This is a genomic window from Bradyrhizobium sacchari (assembly GCF_002068095.1).
Lineage (GTDB): Bacteria > Pseudomonadota > Alphaproteobacteria > Rhizobiales > Xanthobacteraceae > Bradyrhizobium > Bradyrhizobium sacchari.
Genome location: NZ_LWIG01000001.1, coordinates 940906 through 961371 on the forward strand (window position 1 = coordinate 940906; position 20466 = coordinate 961371).

Annotated in this window: 21 protein-coding genes; 9 read left to right on the forward strand and 12 right to left on the reverse strand. The window is 65.2% G+C overall.

The genetic code is table 11. The annotated features are described in order from the left end of the window. Positions 1 to 13: 13 nt before the first annotated feature. The 5 genes from A5906_RS04345 to A5906_RS04360 form a co-directional block, all read right to left on the reverse strand. A complete protein-coding gene (locus tag A5906_RS04345) occupies positions 14 to 307 on the reverse strand; it encodes a hypothetical protein (RefSeq protein WP_080133955.1) in 294 nt (97 codons plus the stop codon). Continuing rightward, entirely contained in the window at positions 304 to 525 is a 222-nt protein-coding gene (locus A5906_RS41015) for a hypothetical protein (protein ID WP_136614932.1), read from the reverse strand. The genes A5906_RS04345 and A5906_RS41015 overlap by 4 nt, the downstream gene beginning before the upstream one ends. Beyond that, positions 522 to 1967, reverse strand: a complete 1446-nt coding sequence (locus tag A5906_RS04350) for a radical SAM protein (protein WP_080133956.1) — start codon at positions 1965 to 1967, stop codon at positions 522 to 524. The genes A5906_RS41015 and A5906_RS04350 overlap by 4 nt, the downstream gene beginning before the upstream one ends. Then, positions 1964 to 2680 (reverse strand): prolipoprotein diacylglyceryl transferase family protein, encoded by a 717-nt coding sequence (locus A5906_RS04355; protein WP_080133957.1) that lies wholly within the window; start codon positions 2678 to 2680, stop codon positions 1964 to 1966. Before A5906_RS04355 ends, A5906_RS04350 begins: the two co-directional genes overlap by 4 nt. A 220-nt stretch (positions 2681 to 2900) precedes the next feature. Beyond that, complete coding sequence (locus A5906_RS04360; RefSeq protein ID WP_080133958.1) at positions 2901 to 3665, reverse strand: Crp/Fnr family transcriptional regulator; 765 nt, start codon at positions 3663 to 3665, stop codon at positions 2901 to 2903. Between the two features lie 183 nt (positions 3666 to 3848). Here A5906_RS04360 and A5906_RS04365 point away from each other — a divergent pair, with 183 nt between their 5' ends. Continuing rightward, on the forward strand, positions 3849 to 4229 hold the full coding sequence (locus A5906_RS04365; protein WP_080134072.1) for a response regulator: 381 nt from the start codon (positions 3849 to 3851) through the stop codon (positions 4227 to 4229). A 1-nt stretch (position 4230) separates the two neighbouring features. On the opposite strand, the gene A5906_RS04370 is transcribed toward A5906_RS04365, so the two are convergent. The 3 genes from A5906_RS04370 to A5906_RS04380 form a co-directional block, all read right to left on the reverse strand. Then, positions 4231 to 4944, reverse strand: a complete 714-nt coding sequence (locus tag A5906_RS04370) for a hypothetical protein (RefSeq protein WP_136614933.1) — start codon at positions 4942 to 4944, stop codon at positions 4231 to 4233. 115 nt (positions 4945 to 5059) lie between these two features. Then, positions 5060 to 6601 carry an alkaline phosphatase D family protein gene (locus A5906_RS04375; protein WP_167523471.1) on the reverse strand — a complete coding sequence of 514 codons (1542 nt, stop codon included), beginning with the start codon at positions 6599 to 6601 and terminating at the stop codon, positions 5060 to 5062. Positions 6602 to 6758: 157 nt separating this feature from the next. Next, positions 6759 to 8204, reverse strand: a complete 1446-nt coding sequence (locus tag A5906_RS04380) for a TAXI family TRAP transporter solute-binding subunit (RefSeq protein WP_080133961.1) — start codon at positions 8202 to 8204, stop codon at positions 6759 to 6761. A gap of 154 nt (positions 8205 to 8358) precedes the next feature. Here A5906_RS04380 and A5906_RS04385 point away from each other — a divergent pair, with 154 nt between their 5' ends. Further along, a complete protein-coding gene (locus A5906_RS04385; protein WP_080134073.1) occupies positions 8359 to 8661 on the forward strand; it encodes a 4a-hydroxytetrahydrobiopterin dehydratase in 303 nt (100 codons plus the stop codon). Between the two features lie 89 nt (positions 8662 to 8750). Continuing rightward, positions 8751 to 9131, forward strand: a complete 381-nt coding sequence (locus A5906_RS04390) for a YkvA family protein (RefSeq protein WP_080134074.1) — start codon at positions 8751 to 8753, stop codon at positions 9129 to 9131. 185 nt (positions 9132 to 9316) lie between these two features. On the opposite strand, the gene A5906_RS04400 is transcribed toward A5906_RS04390, so the two are convergent. The 3 genes from A5906_RS04400 to A5906_RS04410 form a co-directional block, all read right to left on the reverse strand. Then, positions 9317 to 10477, reverse strand: a complete 1161-nt coding sequence (locus A5906_RS04400; protein WP_080133963.1) for a TAXI family TRAP transporter solute-binding subunit — start codon at positions 10475 to 10477, stop codon at positions 9317 to 9319. Between the two features lie 18 nt (positions 10478 to 10495). Next, complete coding sequence (locus tag A5906_RS04405) at positions 10496 to 11392, reverse strand: hypothetical protein (RefSeq protein ID WP_080133964.1); 897 nt, start codon at positions 11390 to 11392, stop codon at positions 10496 to 10498. Between the two features lie 326 nt (positions 11393 to 11718). Then, positions 11719 to 12693, reverse strand: a complete 975-nt coding sequence (locus A5906_RS04410; protein ID WP_080133965.1) for an NADPH:quinone oxidoreductase family protein — start codon at positions 12691 to 12693, stop codon at positions 11719 to 11721. Positions 12694 to 12918: 225 nt separating this feature from the next. Here A5906_RS04410 and A5906_RS04415 point away from each other — a divergent pair, with 225 nt between their 5' ends. The 6 genes from A5906_RS04415 to argG all read left to right on the forward strand — a co-directional run bounded on the left by A5906_RS04415 (position 12919) and on the right by argG (position 18887). After that, positions 12919 to 13758, forward strand: a complete 840-nt coding sequence (locus A5906_RS04415; protein ID WP_080133966.1) for an SDR family oxidoreductase — start codon at positions 12919 to 12921, stop codon at positions 13756 to 13758. A gap of 115 nt (positions 13759 to 13873) precedes the next feature. Further along, positions 13874 to 14530 (forward strand): invasion associated locus B family protein, encoded by a 657-nt coding sequence (locus A5906_RS04420; protein ID WP_080133967.1) that lies wholly within the window; start codon positions 13874 to 13876, stop codon positions 14528 to 14530. A 181-nt stretch (positions 14531 to 14711) separates the two neighbouring features. Further along, the gene (gene rlmN / locus A5906_RS04425; RefSeq protein ID WP_080133968.1) at positions 14712 to 15914 is read left to right on the forward strand and encodes a dual-specificity RNA methyltransferase RlmN; all 1203 of its coding nucleotides are present in this window, start codon (positions 14712 to 14714) and stop codon (positions 15912 to 15914) included. 134 nt (positions 15915 to 16048) lie between these two features. Then, positions 16049 to 16543 carry a hypothetical protein gene (locus A5906_RS04430; protein ID WP_080133969.1) on the forward strand — a complete coding sequence of 165 codons (495 nt, stop codon included), beginning with the start codon at positions 16049 to 16051 and terminating at the stop codon, positions 16541 to 16543. A gap of 135 nt (positions 16544 to 16678) precedes the next feature. Next, positions 16679 to 17455 carry a phosphatase PAP2 family protein gene (locus A5906_RS04440; RefSeq protein WP_080133970.1) on the forward strand — a complete coding sequence of 259 codons (777 nt, stop codon included), beginning with the start codon at positions 16679 to 16681 and terminating at the stop codon, positions 17453 to 17455. Between the two features lie 94 nt (positions 17456 to 17549). Next, positions 17550 to 18887: an argininosuccinate synthase gene (argG, locus tag A5906_RS04445; RefSeq protein ID WP_080133971.1), complete on the forward strand. Its 1338-nt coding sequence runs from the start codon at positions 17550 to 17552 to the stop codon at positions 18885 to 18887. 243 nt (positions 18888 to 19130) lie between these two features. Here the strand turns inward: argG and A5906_RS04450 are convergent. Further along, a partial coding sequence (locus A5906_RS04450; RefSeq protein ID WP_245326579.1) for an OmpA family protein occupies positions 19131 to 20466 on the reverse strand: 1336 nt, incomplete at its 5' end.

The following is a 20466-nucleotide window of genomic DNA, read 5'->3' on the forward strand; positions in this document are numbered from 1 at the left end:
GAATTCCCGGGGCTTACGGCCGGGTTCCGGGGTGGGGTGGGGCCTTGCGCCCCTTGATCGCCGCCCAGATCAGGACGACGCCCCCGATGCCGACGACCAGCCCCAGGAAGACCAGCGGGGCGATGTCGGAATCGATCTTGCCCCCGTCGATCACCGAGGCCCCGCCGAACAGCAGGGCGCACAGACCCGGCAGCAGCAGGATCACCCCCGAGATCACCATGAACGCGGTGAGGCAGCCGCTGCGTGGCGCGGGTGGCGGAGGAGGCGGAACGGCCGAAGCTCCTTGCTGGCTGTCAGGGTTGCTCATGATGGCGGTGGCCCCACTCCCCATTTTCTGATCGCGGCGGAAAGTAACAGGACCGCGGCTGCGACGCTCAGCGTCAATCCGATCAGAGCCAATCCGGAAGAGTTGCTGCTGATGGCCAGGAAGCACATGCCCGGCAACAGCAGCACCAGCCCGCCGATCACCATGAAAGCGGTTACGCAACCGCTGCGCTGTGGTGGGGATGGAGGCGTCTCGCTCACCGCGGCGCCTCCTCGCCCTGCCTCGCATCCCCAAAGGTCTGCCCGGCCAGCGCCGCGCGGATGCCATCGATCGTTCCATTCCGGTAGAACAGATTGTAGGTGTCGAACGGAATGATCGCGCCCTGCTCGGTCACGAAATGGATGCAGCTTCGCTTGACGTTGCCGACGCAGAAATTGAAGCGGTCGAGAAATTGCACGATGGTGACGCGGAAGACGTTCTCATAAGAAAGCCCTTCCGGCACCTGGAAGCTCGGCAGGCAGCACAGCAATTCGCAGACGCGCTCGCTCGTGTTCAGCGGGCCTGACGACAGCGAGAACAAATCGACAAATTTCTCCCGCAGCATCGGATATTTCTCCGGGCTGATGGTGTTGGGCATCACCGCAACCAGTTGCTCCTGCGGGATCAGCGAGGTCAGCGGCAACACCTTCTCACCATTGCGCAGGCCATAGCCGATCGAGATGCTTTCGGGGTTGCAGGGCAGCGGGATCATGTCCTTGTCGCCGAACACGCCGGTCTCGACCACGCGGTTGCGGATCTCCGACAGCGTGATGCGGTCAGTGGTCTTGTCGAAATTCTCGTTGCGGCCGGCATCCTGCACCGGCTGGAGCGTCACGCCGCGCACGCACTTCCAGGTCAGCGCGTGGCGCACGATGTCGCCGATCTCGGCATCGTTGACGCCGCGCTTGATGGTCGCGACCAGCGTGGTCGAGACGCCGTAATGCTCGAGATTCTCCAGCGCCTGCTGGCGGATCTTTCGTAGATCCGCGCCGCGCAGGTTGATCAGCGCGTCGCGCTGAAGCGAATCGAACTGGAGATAGACCTCGAGCCCGCGTCTGTTCTCGGCGAGCCGCGCCACAAAATCCTTTTCGCGGGCGATGCGCAGGCCGTTGGTGTTGATCATGACATGGCGGATCGGGCGGGCGCGCACGGCATCCAGGATCTCGAAGAAATCAGGGTGCAGCGTCGGCTCGCCGCCGGAAATCTGCACGAGGTCGGGCTCGCCTTCGCTGGCGACCAGCGCGTCGAGCATCTTCTCCACCGTCGCGAGCGGCGTGAACTTCGTCCGCGCCGGCGCGGATTCGGCGAAGCAGACCGGGCAGGTGAGATTGCAGTGCTCGGTGATCTCGATCAGCGCCAGGCAGGAATGCTGCTCGTGGTCGGGACAAAGCCCGCAATCATAGGGACAGCCGAATTCGGTGCGGTGTTGGAATTGCAGCGGCCGATCGCCGGGCTTGATGAAATCCTTGCACAGGCGCCAATAGGCGGCATCCGTGGACACCAACGTCGACTGCACGCCGTGCTCCCGGCAGCGCTTCTCATACCAGACCTCGTTGTCGAGGATCTGGATTTTGGTCGGCACCAGCTTCAGGCAGGTCTCGCAGAGGGATTGGGTCTGGCCCCAGAAGGTGTAGGGACGCGACTTACGCAACGGCGCGTTCATGCAAGTAACTCATTTTGCAAGCGTCTCGCTTTGGGTGCCGTCGCCAGCATGACGGCCGCATAGAGCAGGATGGACAGCGACAGCAGGTGAAACAGCGTGAAGGGCCCGATCAGCGGGCCATAGGGCTTGAGGAATTCCCACAGGAAGCGTTGCGCTCCGTAATAGGCGAGCACCAGGTAGAATCCATTGGTGATCACAAACCCGTTCCGGTTCACGACGGCCAGCACATAGCCAAGCGCGAACACGGCCATGGCCGCGCTCTCGTAGAGCTGCACGGGATGGCGGAGAACGCCGTCGCCGAAATCATGGCCGAAGGACAGCGCCGTCGGCGTGCCATAGGTGAAGTCGTCGAGGCCCGCGAAGTAGCAGCCGAGCCGGCCGATCGCGATGCCGAGCGCCAGCGGCAGCGCAAAGCGCGCCCCGGTTCGCAGCGTGATCCCGGCGGACCATTTGTAGAGTTCGATCGCCACGATGCCGCCGGCAAGCGCCCCCTCGACCGAGCGCGCAATGCCGCCCCGCCCCGACAGCCAGAGATTGGCGGACCCGAACAGATAGGCGCCAAGACCGGCGCCGAACACCAGCGCGGCGATATAAGGCAGCTCGAAGGATTGCGCCGGAAACCGCAAGCCCCGCCGCGACAGCCAGGTGAGCGCCGCTGCCGCCGCTAGCCACGCCGCGATGTCCAAGACCGTGTGAAGGAATGCCCCGCTCATGCGGGGCAGAGTATAGCACGCTCACGTTCAGAAAAGCGCGCCGCGCATTTTTGTGCCCTCTCTCCTTGTGGGAGAGGGCAGCTCCGCTATTGGCCACAAGCAAAGTTGGGTGAGGGGTATCTCTCCACGAACTCAACGACCGTGGGACTCGCGGAGAGATACCCCTGATCGGGCGCTTCGCGCCACCTTCTCCCACAATGGGAGAAGGAAAAACCGGCCGCTACCCCGCCTCCCGCTCCTCGGTCGGATAGACCCCGCGCAGCACCTCCTCGAAATGCATCTTCACGGCGTCATTGCAGAGGCAGGCACGCAGCTTTAGTCCGTCGCGGTTGCGGACCAGGATCGATCCGCGCCTTGTGTCGAGCACGCCTTCGGCCCTGAACGACTGCAGCACGCGGCTCGCATAGCTGCGCCCGACCCCGAGCAGCGTCGCGAGCTGCTCATGGGTCAGCGGCACGCTGCTTTCGTCGCCGGTCCGCTCCATCGCGGCCAAAATCCATTTCGCCGTGCGCTGCTCGATCGAGTGGATGGCGTTGCAGGCGGTGGACTGGAAGATCTGCGCCAGCATGCAGTCGGCATAGCGGACAAAAATGTTGCGCAGCGACGCCGAGCGCAGCTTGGCGGCCTCCAGCTTGGCGACATGAATGCGTGCAAAGGGGCCGCCGAATTTCACGCAGATGCGGGTGTAGGCGGGCAGATATCCCTCGCTCACAATGCCACCCACCGCGCCCTCGCGGCCGACCAGGATGGTCTCGACGTCGCGGCCGTCCTCGTTGGGCACCAGAAAGGTCGCGAGCGCCGGCCCACAGGGGAAGTGGACCACCTGAACGTCGTCGCCGGGATTGTAGAGCAGTTGGCCTGCGGCGGAGTCTTCGACGGTCACGTAGGGCGCGAGCAGCGCATAGTCCACCTGGCTCAAGCGCCGCAGCAGATTGTTGGCCGGCCGGCTCTCGACCTCGCTCGTCCTGTCGATGCGCGCATCCATCGTGACCCCCTTTGTTCCTTCCCTCCAGATTAGCGAGGTCCGTCCATCTCCTGTGTGCACAAGTGGACAGACTGGAGAACGGCGATGTGGTGGGTTTCGTTCCGGGAACCCTTCGATGCGCTGGGCGCAGGCATCGTGTCGCGGCAGTCCTGATCCGAAAAACCTCACGCCGAAGATGTGATCATGGCACCCGCATTTTCCGACGGCTCTGGCCGGCCTGCCGATGTTCTGATCGTCGAGGACGATCCGATCATCGCGATCGATTTCGAGGACCGTCTCATCGGGTTCGGCGTGACGCGCGTGCGGACCGTCGGCTCGGTGACGCAGGCGCTGGAGGCGATCGCGGGGCGGGCTCCCGACTTCGCGCTGCTCGATGTCGGGCTGATCCGCGAGACGAGCTTTGCGATCGCCGAGCGGCTGGTCGCGCTGAAGATTCCGTTCGTCTTCGTCACCGGCTATGGTGCCGACGAGCGCATTCCGCCCGAATTCGCCGGCCAGCCGCGCTTGCAGAAACCGTGCTCGAGCGACGCGCTGGAAGCTGCGCTCCAGGCGCGCGGCACCTGACCTATTTGCCGGAGCGAATGCAGAGCTCGGCGAGGTCGGTCTCGACGCCCTTGAAGAATGTGTGCGGAAGCGGCGACGGCGACGAAATTGTCTTGATCGCCGCGGCCTGCGCGGCTCCCGCCTGCTCCGACAATTGCAGGAAGCGCTTGAGGGCTTTCGACCGGCTCTTGCCGGCGAACGCATCCAGCTTCTCCTCCGTGGCATCGGTCGGATTGAGGCGGAGCAGAGCCTCGTTGCCGGTGCCCGATGGAGACACCGCTCCGAGCTTCACGCGGCTGATCAAATTGTAGCGGTCGAAATGCTCGAAGATCAGGTCCAGGATCCTGGCCTGACGGATCGGCTCTTCCATCGCCAGATAGCGCTTCACATCCGCATTGCTCTTCAGGCTTTCCAATTCCGCCGCGCCGGCGAACGAATTCTCCGCGGTCTGCCGGTCAATCAGCGCGCCCGTGCCTTCCAGCATGCGCGTGCCCCATGTGACGACGATATCGCGGCTGCGCGGTTCGAGCTGGTCGGCAGCGAGCGCCTTGTCGGCGAGGCATGCCGGGTCGGCGCTTGCGCGCAGCGACTTGCCGAGCTCGGCAGTCAGCGCCTTGCCGTAAGGCGAAGTGAAGGCTTCCCGCACCAGCGTCGCTTTGTCCTGGGACTGCGCATATGCGGGGGATGCTGCGCTCAGCAGGAGCGCGATCACGATCGTTCGGCGGGTTAACGGCACGGCTTCAACTCGAAAATGGCTCGGACGGCATCAGGCTCGCGAAAATGCACGGGCGCCTGCAATTGTCGTCCGGGCCGGCCGGATGGTTCACCATCATCCGGCGCCGAGTTGGCCGTCACGCAAGCTTGGGGTCGAGCGTGGTCGACCAGAGCGCGACGTCGGCGCGGTCGCGCAAGGTCACCGTCATCTGGCCGGAGGCGCCGTCGATCTTGACGTGACCGAAGAATTGCATTCCGGCTGACGGCGGCAGGTTCTGGCTGTCCTTGCCCGGCGCCTTGACGAAGCGCACCTCGGGCCCGAACGTGTTGTCGAGCGTGTTCGGACCGAACGTGCCGGCGTGCAGCGGGCCCGAGACGAATTCCCAGAACGGCTCGAACTCCTGGAATTGCGCCTTGTTCGGATCGTAATAATGCGCGGCGGCGTAATGCACGTCCGCCGTGAGCCACACCGTGTTGCTGATCGGCGCCATCTTGATGAAGCGGAGGATGTCGGCGATCTCGAACTCGCGGCCGCGCACCGGGCCATCGCCCTGCGCAATGGCTTCCGAGCCGCCTTGCGGCGTGTCCGAGACGATCAGGCTGATCGGCATGTCCGAGGCGATCACCTTCCATGTCGCGCGCGAATTCAGAAGGCCGCGCTTGAGCCAGGCGATCTGGTCCGGGCCGAGGAAGTAACTCGCCGGGCCATAGGCGGTTTCGAGATTGGCGCCGTTCGGGCCGCGATAGCTGCGCTCGTCGAGCACGAACACGTCGAGATGCGGGCCGTAGGAGATCTGGCGATAGACGCGGCCGGGCTCAACGATGCTCTCGCGCATCGGGTACATCTCGTGGAAGGCGCGACCCGCGCGGGCCGCGAGCAGCGAGATGTCGCGTACCTTGTAGGCGGCCGGCGGCTCCTTCGACAGCGACCAGTTGTTGGTCACCTCATGGTCATCCCACTGCACGAAGATCGGCACCTCGGCATTGAAGGCGCGGAGGTTGTCGTCGGTGAGATTGTATTTGTGCGCGGCGCGATACTCGTCCAGCGTCTCGGCAACCTTTGCCTTCTCAGGGATCGTGACGTTCTTCCAGATCTTGCCGTCGGCGAGCTTCACTTCGGATGCAATGGGTCCGTCGGCATAGATCGTGTCGCCGGAATGCAGGAAGAAATCCGGCCGGTGCTTGCGCATCGCCGAGAAGGTGAACATACCGCCGTCGTCGGGGTTGATGCCCCAGCCCTGGCCGGCGACATCGCCGCCCCAGACGAAGCTGACGTCGCGGCGGCCCGCCGGCGCGGTGCGGAAGCGGCCGGTCACCGCCTCGCCCTCGACTGCGCTATGCGAGAGATCGCGGAAGCGGACGCGGTAGAAGATGTCCTGTCCGCCCGGCAGGTTCTCGATCAGCATCTTTGCGGTGAAATCGCTCTCGGGCAGCGCCGCGATCGGCGGCAATGCACGGGCGTCCTTGAAAGACTCGGTCGTCGCCACCTCGACCAGCATCTGCGATGGACGGTCGGCACGCGCCCACACGACGCCGCCGTCGACGGTGACGTCGCCCGACTGCACACCGTGGGTGACCGCCGGCCGGTCGGCCGCGCGCGACAAATAGGGCATCGCGATGGTGCCGAGCGCGCCGGCGCCGGTGGCGAGGAAACGGCGGCGGGAGAATTTGATGTTCATGGCTGGCTCGCTGGCTGGCGCACCTCGCGCCGTCATTCCGGGATGGTGCGCAGACCCGGAATCTCGAGATTCCGGATTCGATGCTGTCGCATCGCTCCGGAATGACAGCGGAAGCTATATTGAGACAATGTGACGCAGCAATAACGCGGGCAAGCCCTTACGCGTTGCCGGCGGCCCTGAACTGCGCGCCCGCGCGCTGCAGGTTTTGCGGCAGGCTCATCAGCACCGCCTTGCGGTCGGCGACGGCGGCGTGGAACTGGTCGAGCGCGATGTTGAAGGCCGTGAGTCCGCCTTCCTCGATCGCGCCGTGATCGAAGCAGCGCAGCGTGTCGCGCAGAATCACGTCGGCCTCGGCCTGCATCTGGTCGAGCTCGTCCGTCGTCTCGCTCTTGCGGGCGGCCGCGATCATGTCGAGCAGGCGTTCGCGCAGATGGCTGTTATTGTCGCGCTCGTCCTTCTTCAGGTAGCCCGCGAACCAGGCGCCGAGCGAGCCCATGGCCGAGAGCGCCATCAGGCTCCACCAGATGTAATCGCTGTATTTGTCGAGGAAGGTCTTCTCCTCGCCGTCGACGAAGGCGGCAGCGCCCGGATGCACCGGGATCACCGCGTCCTTGTCGGTGTCGGGCGTTTCGATCTTGGCGGCCAGCGGGAATTCCGTCACCAGCTGCTGCCGTACCGCGAACAGCTGGCGCGTGAACGCCGCGATGGTGGTCTCGGATACGCCTTTGCGCGCCACGATGTGATGCGAGAAGCTGATGGTCTTGACCTCGTCATCGGGACGATCGGGCGAGCCGCCATAGGTGCCGGCTGGAATCTCGGAGGCTTCGTAGACCGGATGGTTCTGTGCGATTGCATCGGCGGAATCGATCGCGAGGAAGGTCGGCGTGCCGAAATCCTTGGCGGAGGCGGCGATCGCGTCCGCCGTGATCTTGCTGTTGACGGGGCCGGCGGCGAGATAGGCATCGGCCTTCTGGGCCTTGATCGCCTCGGCGGCTTCGCTGGCCGGAAACTGGATGATCTCGACCTTGGCCGGATCGACGCCGTATTGCTGCAGGATCACCTTGAGCAGATTGACATTGGCCTGGGTGCGGCCCACCACGCCGACGCGGTGGCCGGCGAGCTGCGCGATCTTGGTGATCTTGGCGCCCTTCTTCTTGCCCTTGCCGGGCACGGACCACAGCACCACGACATTCTTGCGCAGGGTCGCGACCGCCTGCGCGTTCTTCGGCACGTCGACGTCGCCGCGTACGATGGCGAGGTCGACCTTGCCCTCCGCGAGCGCCTGGGCGCTGGCGGTGGCGCCGTCGGTCTGGATCGGACGCAGCCGCACGTAGCTCTTATTCTGGGAAAAAGCCTGCGTCAGCGCCTGCACGACCTTGACGTCGTCGCTGTTGGCGGGGCCGACCGCAACCTTCAGCGTCACCGGACGCATTGCGAAATAATAGCCGCCGACAAGGGCGCCGATGATCGCCAGCACCAGCGCGAGGGACACGAGAGCCGTCTTCCGCGCCGCTGATCGCGGCGAAGGCGGAGTGGGCGCTTCGGCCAGGTCCAGACCCCCGGTCATCGATCTCCCAAACAGGCGTTTCAGGCTCAGCTTCATCTCGGCCGGCGATTTACGCCGGCAATTATAGCAAATTTCTTGTCCGTCAGGGTTACATCTCCGTCATGGTTAGCGGATGGAGGAAAATCCCCGTGTGAACCCGGACCGTAAGCACGGTGTTAGGGTAAAGTTCCCCTGAAGCATGGAGGCGATCATGGCAGAACGGCTGGCGGCCGAAGCGCGCAAGCAGGCACTAGGCGGTATCCCCGGCTGGAGCGAGGTCGCGGGTCGCGACGCGATCGCGAAAACCTTTGTCTTCAAGGATTTCAACGAGGCGTTCGGCTTCATGACCCGCGCCGCGCTGGTCGCCGAGAAGATGGACCATCACCCCGAATGGCGTAACGTCTACAAGACTGTCGAGGTGGTGCTGTCGACCCATGATGCCGGCGGCGTCACGGCGCTCGACGTCGAGCTTGCCAGGGCCATGAACGCCATCGCCAAGCTGACACCAGCCTGACATCTTGCAGCGCCGGGCCGCATCCCCATGTTGTGATCGACAGGCGTGCGGCGATCCGCCGCTCCTGGCTGAACGGGGAGTTTTGGAGCATGGCTGCCGAGCAAAGCGTCGGCTTCGAGCCGGCCGATCGGCTCGCGGAAGATCGTGAGAGCGTGCGCCGCCGCTTCTGGCGCAAGCTGAAGCGCGTCGCCGCGCAACTGCCGTTCGCGGAGGATCTGCTTGCGGCCTATTACTGTGCGTTCGACCGGCAGACACCGCGCCATGTCCAGGCATCGCTGCTGGGAGCGATCGCCTATTTCATCCTGCCGTTCGACTTCGTCCCCGATGTGATGCCCATCCTCGGCTTCACCGATGACGCCGCCGTGCTCGCCACCGCGATCCGCATGGTCGCCACTCACATCACCACCGAGCACCGCGAAGCCGCCCGCGCCGCGCTGAAGCGCGGCGTGGAGGAGGACGGGGCGCACTAGGCGTTGTTGACGGCACGTCGTGGCCGCCCACCGCTGTCATTCCCCGCGAAGGCGGGGAATCCAGTACGCCGCGGCCTCTCGATTCAATCACCGGCGTCACGGAGTACTGGATCGCCCGGTCAAGCCGGGCGATGACACCGAGGTGTGGATAGTGCTTGCGACACCATTGATCGCAACGCCGCCCGCTACTTCTTCCCCGCCTCCGCGCGTGCCTTCTCCGCGTCCCAGGCCTGGAATTGCTTGAACAGCGTCTCCCTCTCCGCGTCGGACACGTTCGCCGCCGTGGGGGTCTGCTTCAGGAATGCCTCGAAGCGCTGGCGTGTCACCGGTTCGACGCCGTGCTTGTCGAGCCATTGCTGCGCCACCGGCAATCTGTTCCAGCCGGAGAGCGGCGCCGCGAGCGAGACCTCCTTCCACTTGGGATGGAAGGGCGGGTTCTGCAGCGAGGGGAATTTCGTGAAGAAGGCGTCCACGAACAGCGCGAGCTTGCGATAGCGCTCGGTGTTGGGCGCCCAATTATAGGCCGCGAGCACCGCAGGCACCGCGATCGTGTCGACGCTCTCGCCCTCCTTGATCAGGTTCGGATAGTCTTTCGCGGTCAGTGTCGCCGGCAGATAGTCGCTCTGCAGCGGCTTGGCGTAGTCGACCCTGGCGAGATGGAAGCGGCCGTCATTGCCGAAGGTCGAGACCGATTTGTACGGCTTGCCCCCGACCACGATGACGGCGTCGAGCTCGCCGGCCTTCAGCTTCTCCATCGCGATGCGCTGCTCGACATAGACGAAGTTCGCCTTGATCCCGAGCCGCTCGAACACCGTCAGTGCGGTGACGAAGGTCCCGCCATTGGGCAGATCGACGCTGACCTTCTTGCCCTCGAGGTCCTTCAGCGTCGCGATCGACTTCGGCGCGATGACCTGCATCTCTTCATTGTAGAGCTTGGTCACGTAAGTGAACTGTTTCTTGATGTCCTTGGCAAAGCCCTTGCGCTCGAGATAGTCGAGCGTGTCGGCGCGCACGACGCCGAGATCGACGCCCTGCAGGAACAGGATGTCGGCGACGCTCTGCACCGAGCCGCGGCCGACGATCGGCAAGACACGGATCTTGTTGCCGTCGTCGAGCACCGAGGCGAGGTCGGCGCCGAACTGCACATAGGTGCCGCCGATCGTGCCCGTGATCAGCGTGACGGTGTTGGCGTTCAGCGACTGCTTGGTCGAGCTCGAGCCGAACTGGAAGATGGCCTTCAGGCTGTCGGAGACCTTGGCCGGATCGTATTCGCCCTGCTCGGCACGAGCCGCGAAGGCATAGATCGTCATGATGGCGGCGAGCGCCATTTTCAAAGCATTACGCATGATGTCCCCTGAGATGGTCTAGTTCGAGAGCTGAGCGAGGCGCTTGCGCGCTTCAGCCGATCCAAGGCTGGCGGCGCGTTGGTACCAGTCGCGCGCGGCGGCTGCGTCAGCAATGACGCTCCGTGCGTCGCTGGTGCCGAGCACCGCCGGATCATAGGTCTGCGCCAGCAGCAGCGCGGCCGTTGCGTCCTTCGCGTTGGCGGCGCGTTCGAGCAGCAGGCGCGCGGCGGCGATGTCGCCGACGCTGATCAGGCGTCTGGCGCGCGTCATCAGTCCTGCCAGCGTGTCGGCATCGAGCGTCCTGGCAGGCTCGGGCGGGGCGGGTTGTGCCGCGACGGGCGGCGGCGCCGCTTCGACGTGGCTTTGGACTTGGCTTTGGGCTTGGCCTTGGCCTTGGACTTGGACCTGGCTTTGGGCCTGCAGCGCAGTCTGATAGGCGGTCGCAATCGCTTCGCGGCTTGGTGTCGAAGGCGCCGGAAGCTCTTGCTTGTCGGCGCTCGCCAGCATCGCGTTGGTCACGCGGGTCGGATCCTTGAGCGGGGTTTGGCGTGCGACGGGCGGACTGGCGACCGCCGCGGCTGCTGCCTCCGCCGGATTGCCGGCATAGTCGGCGATGAGGCTGCCGAGGTCGGATTGAAACAGTACGGCCGCAATCGCCGCGGCGGATATCGCAAGCCCGGCAACGAGGAGACGAGGCACGATCCTGGTTCTGGGACGCAGCGCCAGCGGCGCATATTCCCCTGGGGTGGGTGCTCCGCGCGGGTCGGACAGAAACAGTGGAATCGGATCGTCTTGTGGAAGTTCGGCGCGCCTGGCGCGCGCACGGATGTAGTCCGCGGTGGACGGAAGTGACGCTGATCGATCGGAGTCGAGCGCAAGCGACTCCTTCGACGGACGGTAGGCCGTCGTCTCCATGGTGTGATGCTCCCCATTACTGACGCAACGCAGGGGCAGTCCCGGTTTCAGTCTTCTTGTTGTTGTCCAGAAGTGCCCCGCAAACTGGAACCGGTAAATCGCCGTCCGATTCAGCCCAAAAAACGACAGCGGTTTGCGCGAATCTGGAGATATTTGGGTTTGATTGCGGCGGCGCGGCGACATGCACCGCAATTTTGCCCGCGATGGTTGAGGGATTTTTTTCCGGGCGGCGCCTGAATGGATTCAGCGTTCAGGGGCGCGATGGCGCGCTGCGACGTCGTCCCGGCTTTCGCCATGACGCGAAGAGAGTCTTCCCTACGGCATCCTCACGGATGCAGGATCACCTTGCCCATGGCCTGGCGTCCCGCCAGCACCTTCAGTGCGTCCGCCGTTTGCGCCAGTGGGAAGGTGCGATCGACATGCGATGAGATCTTGCCTTCCGCAGTCCACCTCACGAGCTTCTCGAGATTGGCGCGGTTCTTCGCGGGGTTGAGTCTCGTCCAGGCGCCCCAGAACACGCCGCGGATGTCGCAGCCTTTCAAGAGCGCGAGATTCAGCGGCATCTTCGGAATGTCGCCGGCGGCAAAGCCGATCACGAGGAAGCGGCCTTCCCAGGCGATCGAGCGCAGCGCCGCTTCCGCATACGCACCGCCCACGGGATCGAAGATGATGTCGACGCCCTTGCCGTCGGTGAGCTTGCGCAGGCCTTCCTTCAAATCTTCCTTGCCGTAGTTCAGCGTCAGCTCGGCGCCATGCGCTTTTGCAAATGCGAGCTTCTCGTCCGAGGAGGCGCAGGCGATCACCTTCAGGCCCATCAGCTTGCCGAGCTCGCAAGCCGCAAGGCCGGTGCCGCCGGCGGCGCCGAGCACCGCGAGCGTCTCGCCCGGCTTCGGGCTGGCACGATCCTCCAGCGCATGCAGCGCGGTACCGTAGATGATGATGATTCCGGCCGCGCGGTCATAGTCGAGATTGTCGGGGATCTTGACGATCGACGCCGCCGGCAGCGCGATCTTCTCGCGCGCGCCATTGTGGCCGCAGGAGGCGACGACGCGGTCGCCGACCTTCAGGTCAGTCACGCCGGGGCCGATGCTCTCGATCACGCCGGCGACTTCGGCGGCGGGCGAGAACGGGAACGGCGGCTTGATCTGGTACTTGCCCTGGATCATCAGGATGTCGAAGAAGTTCAGCGCCGCCGCCTTGATCGCGATCACCGCTTCGCCGGGACCCGCCACCGGATCCGGCACGTCGGCCAGAACGAGATCGTCGGGCTGGCAATATTGCGAGCAGAGGATGGCTTTCATGGCAGCACCTTGAGGCGTTTCGAATGGAATTATCGTTGGGTCGGTTTTGCCGGATTTAGGCACGGGCGACAATCCGGATTCTTTGCCTAGGTCAGCACGAAGGCCTATCCTTGCGTCATTGCGAGCGCAGCGAAGCAATCCAGAATCCGTCCTGCGGAAAATAGTCTGGATTGCTTCGCTGCGCTCGCAATGACGCCGTGTGTTGAAACAGCGAGGATTCAAACCATGTTTGAAACGGGCCTCCTCAAGGACAGGCGCATCCTCGTCACCGGCGGTGGCTCGGGCCTCGGTGCCGCGATGGGACGCCGCTTCCTGACGCTCGGCGCCGAGCTCGTGATCTGCGGCCGCAAGCTCGACCGGCTCGAGGCAACGGCGAGCGAGATGCGCGAACAGACCGGTGGCAAGGTCACCACCGTCGCGTGCGACATCCGCGAAGGTGCCGCTGTGGACAGCATGATGGATCAGATCTGGCGTCAGGCGCCGCTCGACATCCTCGTCAACAATGCCGCTGCAACCTTCATCGCGCAGAGCGAGCATCTGTCCTTCCGCGCCGCGGACGCCATCCTGGCACCGACGCTGCACGGCGCGATGTATTGCACGCTCGCCGCCGGCAAACGCTGGATCGAGAGCGGCCACGGGGGTGTCGTGCTCTCGATCCTCTCGACCTCGACCATCACGGGGCGCGCTTTCACCGTGCCGTCGGCGATGGCGAAATCGGCGGTGCTGGCGATGACGAAAAGCCTTGCGGTGGAATGGGGCCCGAAGGGCATCCGCACCGTGGCGATCGCGCCGGGGCCGTTCCCGACCGCCGGCGCATCGGGGCAGCTCCGCCCGGAGGGCCGCGACCAAGGCTGGACCGCGCGCAACCCGCTCGGCCGCACCGGGGAGCACAGCGAGCTCGCCGACCTCGCCAGCTTCCTCGTCTCCGACCGCGCCGGTTACATCAATGGCGAGATGGTGGTGATCGACGGCGGCGCGCATTTGCGCAGTTCCGGCGCCGAGGACCTGCTCGGCTGGACCGAGGCGCAATGGGCCGCCCAGCGCACTGCGCGATCCCGAACCTGATCGCCTCACGTCCGCTAACTGCCTTCCCAAATTGGACTTTCCCGGCTATCCCTACCCGGGGACAAAGCGCGGCCGGGCCATCTTCCAGTCACAATATTGAGGGAACCACTCCAGCATGTGGCGGGTGCTATTATTGGCTTTGACGACTGGCGCTGTGGCGTGGGGAATCCCTGATTCCGCGCGGGCGCAGACGGCGCAACCGGCGCAACCGGCGCCCAAAGCTGCACCGAAGACGGCAGCACCGGCCGCCAATCCGGCGGCCAAGACGGCCACAAAGCCGGAGAGCAAACCGGCAACCCCGGCGGCGGCGGTCGCGGGCGGCGCCGAGCCGACCCTGATCGGCCAGTTCGGCACCTGGGGCGCCTATTCGGCGACACCCAACGGCAAGAAGGTCTGTTTCGCGCTGGCCAAGCCCTCGTCGTCGAAGACCAACCCGCCGAACAGGCCGCGCGATCCCGCCTATGCCTTCGTCTCGACCCGGCCGGCGGAGAAGGTGAACAACGAAGTCTCGGTCATGATCGGCTACGCGCTGAAGCCGGGCTCGGAATCCTCGGTTGAGGTCGGCGGCGCCGCCTTTGCGATGTATACGCAGGGCGACGGCCTCTGGATCAAGAACGCGGCCGAGGAGGAGCGGATGGTCGAGGCGATGCGCAAATCCGCCGATCTCGTGGTCAAGGGCGTCTCGGCCAAGGGCACGGAGACGACCGACACGTTCTCGCTGAAGGGTCTCGCCCAGGCGCTCGACAAGATCGCGCAGGACTGTAGGCGATAACACCTGGCCGTTAAGGCCAAGGGCGACAAGGTCGCAATCCGCGGTTTCGGTTGCTATATAGGGGCGGTTCCGAGTTTTTCCGTCATTCCGGGATGGTGCGAACGACCAGGCCCGGAATCTCGAGGTTCCGGGTTCAGCTCTTCGAGCTGCCCCGGAACGACCACGTAATCAGGTCCATTCAATGCAACCGACGACCGAGCCGCACAACGCAATCCTGGTGGAGAAGACTCCGCTCGAAACCTATGTGCCGCCGGCAAAACCGTCGCTGATCGGCCTGTCGCGCGCCGAGCTTGCCGATCGCCTCGGCGAGATCGGCGTCGCGCCCGCGCAGCGCAAGATGCGTGTGCAACAGCTGTGGCACTGGCTCTATTTCCGGGGCGCGCGGAGCTTCGACGACATGACCTCGATTTCGAAGGGCATCCGCGCCGATCTCGCTGAGCATTTCACCGTCGACCGTCCCGAAGTCGTTGCCGAGCAGATCTCCAATGACGGGACCCGCAAATGGCTGCTGCGGCTGCCGAGCGGCGACAATGTCGAGAAGGCGCATGAAGTCGAGTGCGTCTACATCCCCGAGACCGACCGCGGCACGCTCTGCGTCTCCTCGCAGGTCGGCTGCACCCTCAACTGCGCCTTCTGCCACACCGGCACGCAGCGTCTGGTGCGCAACCTCACCGCCGGCGAGATCGTAGGCCAAGTGATGGTCGCGCGCGATCGTCTCAATGACTGGGCCGATCGGGAGGATGGCACACGCCGCGTCACCAATATCGTGATGATGGGCATGGGCGAGCCGCTCTACAATTTCGACGCGGTGCGCGATGCGCTGCTCATCGTCGGCGACAATGAGGGCATCGGCATCTCCCGCCGCCGCATCACGCTGTCGACCTCGGGCGTGGTGCCGAACATCGTGCGCGCCGGCGAGGAGATCGGCGTCATGCTCGCGATCTCGCTGCACGCGGTTCGCGACGAGCTGCGCAACGAGCTGGTGCCGCTCAACCGCAAATACCCGATCAAGGAGCTCTTGCAGGCCTGCCGCGACTATCCCGGCGCCTCGAACGCGCGCCGCATCACCTTCGAATATGTGATGCTCAAGGGCGTCAACGATTCGCTCGACGACGCAAAACTGCTGGTGAAGATGCTCAAGGGCATTCCGGCCAAGATCAACCTGATCCCGTTCAATCCCTGGCCCGGCACGGCCTATGAATGCTCGGACTGGGACCAGATCGAAAAATTCTCCGAATACATCTTCAACGCCGGCTATTCCTCTCCGGTGCGCACCCCGCGCGGCCGCGACATCCTCGCCGCCTGCGGCCAGCTCAAGTCGGAGACCGAAAAGCTCTCGGCGCGCGAACGCCAGGCGCTGCGCGCCATGGCGATGACGGATTAGCTTGCGATGCACGCGCTCTCGCCTCCCCGTCATTGCGAGGAGCGTAGCGACGAAGCAATCCAGACTGTCTCCGCGTACGCATTTCTGGATTGCTTCGCTGCGCTCGCAATGACGACTGAGTTGGCATTTTTGGCATGTCCCTGATCGGCCGCCTCGTCGTCATCTTCATCGGCTTCCTCGCGGCCTGCTTCGTCGGCGGCATGATCGTGGTGATGGCGCTGCTGTTTCCGGAATTTGCCGATCTCGGCGCGGGTCCCGTCGATCAGGGCGCGATCGACATCCTGCTCGGCTTCGGTTTCATCTTCGTCTCGGGGTTCGCGCTGGTGCCGGCTGCGGTGATCGTCGCCATCACCGAAGCGCTCTACATCCGTAGCGCGCTCGCCTATGCCGTCGGCGGCGGCCTTGTCGGGCTCGCCTGTTACCTCGGCCTCGTTCCCTTCCATTCCGATACGCTGCAGTTCGAAGGCATCGTGCGGCGTCACCTCGAGATCATGACGGGGGCGGGCATCGTTGCCGGCGTCGTCTACTGGCTGATCGCCGGCCGCAACGCCGGCGCCTGGCGCGAACCGCCACCCCCGCGCAAGCCGCCTCCGCCGCTGCCGGCGCATTCGCGGCCGGATGCAAGATAGGCTGCGCCGTCATTCCGGGATGGTCCGAAGGACCAGGCCCAGAATCTCGAGATTCCGGGTTCGGTGCTGCGCACCGCCCCGGAATGACCATGGCAAGGGTTTCCATCCCCGCCCCACTCCGCTAAACCGCGCGTCATGAACCGGACTGGACTCTTCATTGCCCTGGCGCTGTGGCTGCTGATCGGCGTCGTTTTTGGCCTTTATCCAGAGCTCGACCTCAAGCTGGCTTCGCTGTTCTTCGACCCCGAAACGAAGACGTTTCCGCTCAAGCTGAACGGCTGGGCCGGCTTCGCGCGTGACGCTGCGATGTGGGTCTCCTGGGCCTTCGTACTGCCGTCGCTGGTCGCGCTCGTGGTCAAGATGATCCGGCCCGACCGGCCCCTGATGGTGTCGGGCCGCGCGGTCGTGTTCCTGCTCGCCACGATCGTCTTGTCGGCCGGCATCCTCACCAACCTCACCTTCAAGACCTATTGGGGCCGGCCGCGGCCGGTGGTGGTGATGGAGTTCGCCGGCGACCAGCAGTTTGTGCCGTGGTGGGATCCGCGCGGCGGCTGCACGCGCAACTGTTCCTTCTTCTCGGGCGAGGGCGCGACCGCGTTCTGGACGCTGGCCCCTGCTGCACTGGCGCCGCCGGCGTGGCGGCCGCTGGCCTACGCCGGTGCCGTGGTGTTCGGCGCGGTGACCAGCGGGCTGCGCATGGCCTTTGGCGGGCATTTCTTTACCGACGTCTCGATCGCCGGCCTCGTCACCTTCGTGGTGATCTGGTTCGCCTACGCGCTGATCTACCGCTGGCCACGGACCCGGTTTTCGGACGAGGCGGTGGACGCCGCGCTGACCCGGTTGGCCTTGCCCGGCTATCGGCTCCGCCAGCGCCTGTTCGGCCGCAAGACCGGCCCCGCGCCGTCGATTTGAGCCATTAAATGCGTGCCGAGCCCTGCGAAATTTGATATTCGCGCGGTCAAGTTCGTCCCGACATCCGACCCTCTGAGACCCGATTGGAAGCCCCATGACCACGATCCTGAAAAGCCTGCCCAAGGGTGAGAAAGTCGGCATCGCTTTTTCGGGCGGTCTCGACACCAGCGCGGCGCTGCTCTGGATGAAGCAGAAGGGCGCGCGCTGCTATGCCTACACCGCCAATCTCGGCCAGCCCGACGAGGCCGACTACAACGAGATTCCGCGCAAGGCGGAAGCGTTCGGCGCCGAGAAGGCGCGGCTCGTCGATTGCCGCACGCAGCTCGTCCATGAAGGCATCGCCGCGATCCAGTCCGGCGCCTTCCACATCTCCACCGGCGGCATCACCTATTTCAATACGACACCGCTCGGACGCGCCGTCACCGGCACGATGCTGGTTGCGGCGATGAAGGAAGACGGCGTCAACATCTGGGGCGACGGCTCGACCTTCAAGGGCAACGACATCGAGCGCTTCTATCGCTACGGCCTGCTCACCAATCCGGGCCTGAAGATCTACAAACCCTGGCTCGACCAGCAGTTCATCGACGAGCTCGGCGGCCGCGCCGAGATGTCGGCCTTCATGACCGCGCAGGGCTTTGCCTACAAGATGAGTGCCGAGAAGGCGTATTCGACCGACAGCAATTTGCTCGGCGCCACGCATGAGGCCAAGGATCTCGAAAGCCTCGACAGCGGCATCAAGATCGTCAACCCGATCATGGGCGTGCCGTTCTGGCGCGACGACTGTGCCGTCAAGGCCGAGAAGGTCGTGGTGCGGTTCGAGGAGGGACAGCCGACTGCGCTGAACGGCCAGACCTTCGCTGATCCCGTCGCGCTGTTCCTCGAAGCCAACGCCGTCGGCGGTCGCCACGGTCTCGGCATGAGCGACCAGATCGAGAACCGCATCATCGAGGCCAAGAGCCGCGGCATCTACGAGGCGCCCGGCATGGCGCTCTTGCACATCGCCTATGAGCGCCTCGTCACCGGCATCCACAACGAGGACACCATCGAGCAATACCGCATCAGCGGCATGCGCTTGGGACGTCTGCTGTATCAGGGCCGCTGGTTCGATTCGCAGGCGCTGATGTTGCGCGAGGCCGCGCAGCGCTGGGTCGCGCGCGCCGTCACCGGCGAGGTGACGCTGGAGCTGCGCCGCGGCAACGACTATTCGATCCTCAACACCGAGAGCCCCAACCTCACCTATGCGCCGGAACGGCTCAGCATGGAGAAGGTCGAGGACGCCGCCTTCACGCCGGCCGACCGCATCGGCCAGCTCACCATGCGCAATCTCGACATCGCGGATACGCGGACGAAGCTCGGTCTCTATTCGAAAACCGGTCTGCTCTCGGGCAGCGAAGGCTCGCAGATCTTCAAGCTCGAGAGCGACAAGGGCTGATTGACGTCATCGTGGCCCGGATGAGCGAAGCGATATCCGGGACTTTCTCGCCAAGCCGACAGACCCCGGATGTCGCTCCGCTCCTCCGGGCGACAAGCGATAGCTTCGTTCGTCATTGCGAGCGAAGCGAAGCAATCCAGAATCTCTCCGCGGCGGCAGTCTGGATTGCTTCGTCGCTTCGCTCCTCGCAATGACGAAAAAATGGCCGGGATCGCTCCCGGCCATTTGCGTTGATGCGTGCCGTTACCGCGGCGGCGCGGTGCCGGGCGGGGGCGGCGGCAGCGAGGCCTGCCCGCCGTTGAGCAGCGGCGTGATGCGGCGGATCGTGACGCGCCGGTTGATCAGGCTCGGTCCCTGCGTCTGCTCCTTCAGGTACTGCTCGCCGTAGCCCTGCGACGTCAGGTTCTCCGCCGGCACATTGAACTGCTGCGTCAGCAACTCGGCCGCGGCCTGCGCGCGGCGATCCGACAGCGACAGATTGTCGACGTCGTTGCCGACCGCGTCGGTGTGGCCCTCGATCAGGAACACCTCGCGCGGATTGCGCTGGATCGCCTGGTTGAGGCCGTCGGCGATCACCTGCAGCCGGGCCGCCTGGTCCGGCGGGATGGTCCACGATCCCGTCTCGAAGTTGATCGTGTTGACGTCGATGCTCGGCATCTGCATGCGAACATTCGGGCTGTAGCGGATCTCGTCGAGCGAGTAACGCCGATCGATCCGCTGCACCGGCGGTGCCTGCATGGTCGCGTAGATCACGTCCGGCGATGCTTCCTGGGCATCGACGATGTAGCGATCGTAGGGAATGTTCACGACCGGCGGCGGCACGTCGACATAGAAGCCGCCGACCGACCGCGGATCGCGGTAGCTGTTGTCGATGATGACGATCTCGCGCCCGCCGGGGTCCCTGCGGATTCGCCGCAGCAGCGAGCCGTCGGGACCGACCACGGTGATCACCTCGCTGCCATCGGGACGGATCACGACGGTGCGGGTCTCGCCGCCGATGGTGTCGGTGCGGATGTCGCGGGCGCCATAACGGAAGCGATAGAGATCATTGCCGCGGACATAGGCCTGCCCGCCGGGATCGCGGATGATGATGCGGTCCGGCTCAGTGTAGACCGTGCGGCCGCCTTCGACGATCTCCTGCCGCTGGTTGCGGTAGTCGGCGATGGTGGCACCGATCACGGCGCCGGCCACCACGCCCGCACCGATCGCGAGCGGCGTCAGGTCACGCTGCGGCGGACGCGGCGGAGGCGGCAAGGGTGCAGCGACCGTCGGCGCGGCGCGGAAGGCCGGCGCAACCGTCGGCTGCGCGTACTGCGGCCTGTTCGGCGGTGGCGCTGCCGCGGCCGAACCGGGGACGACCGTCGGAGCTGCCGCGCCGGCCGGAGGCGCGGGCGGCCGCGCCGGGGCCCCGGCTTGCGGCGAGGTGGGCGGAGCTCCGGCAGCGGGTGCGCCGGCAGGAGGTGTCGTTCCACCCTGTTGGCCAGGGGCAGGCGTCGCCGTTGGCGCTGGGGTCGCGCCGGGAGCGGGGGCCGCGGCTCCCGGACGTCCGGGCGGCGGCGTCGGTGTGCCACCGGGTGCC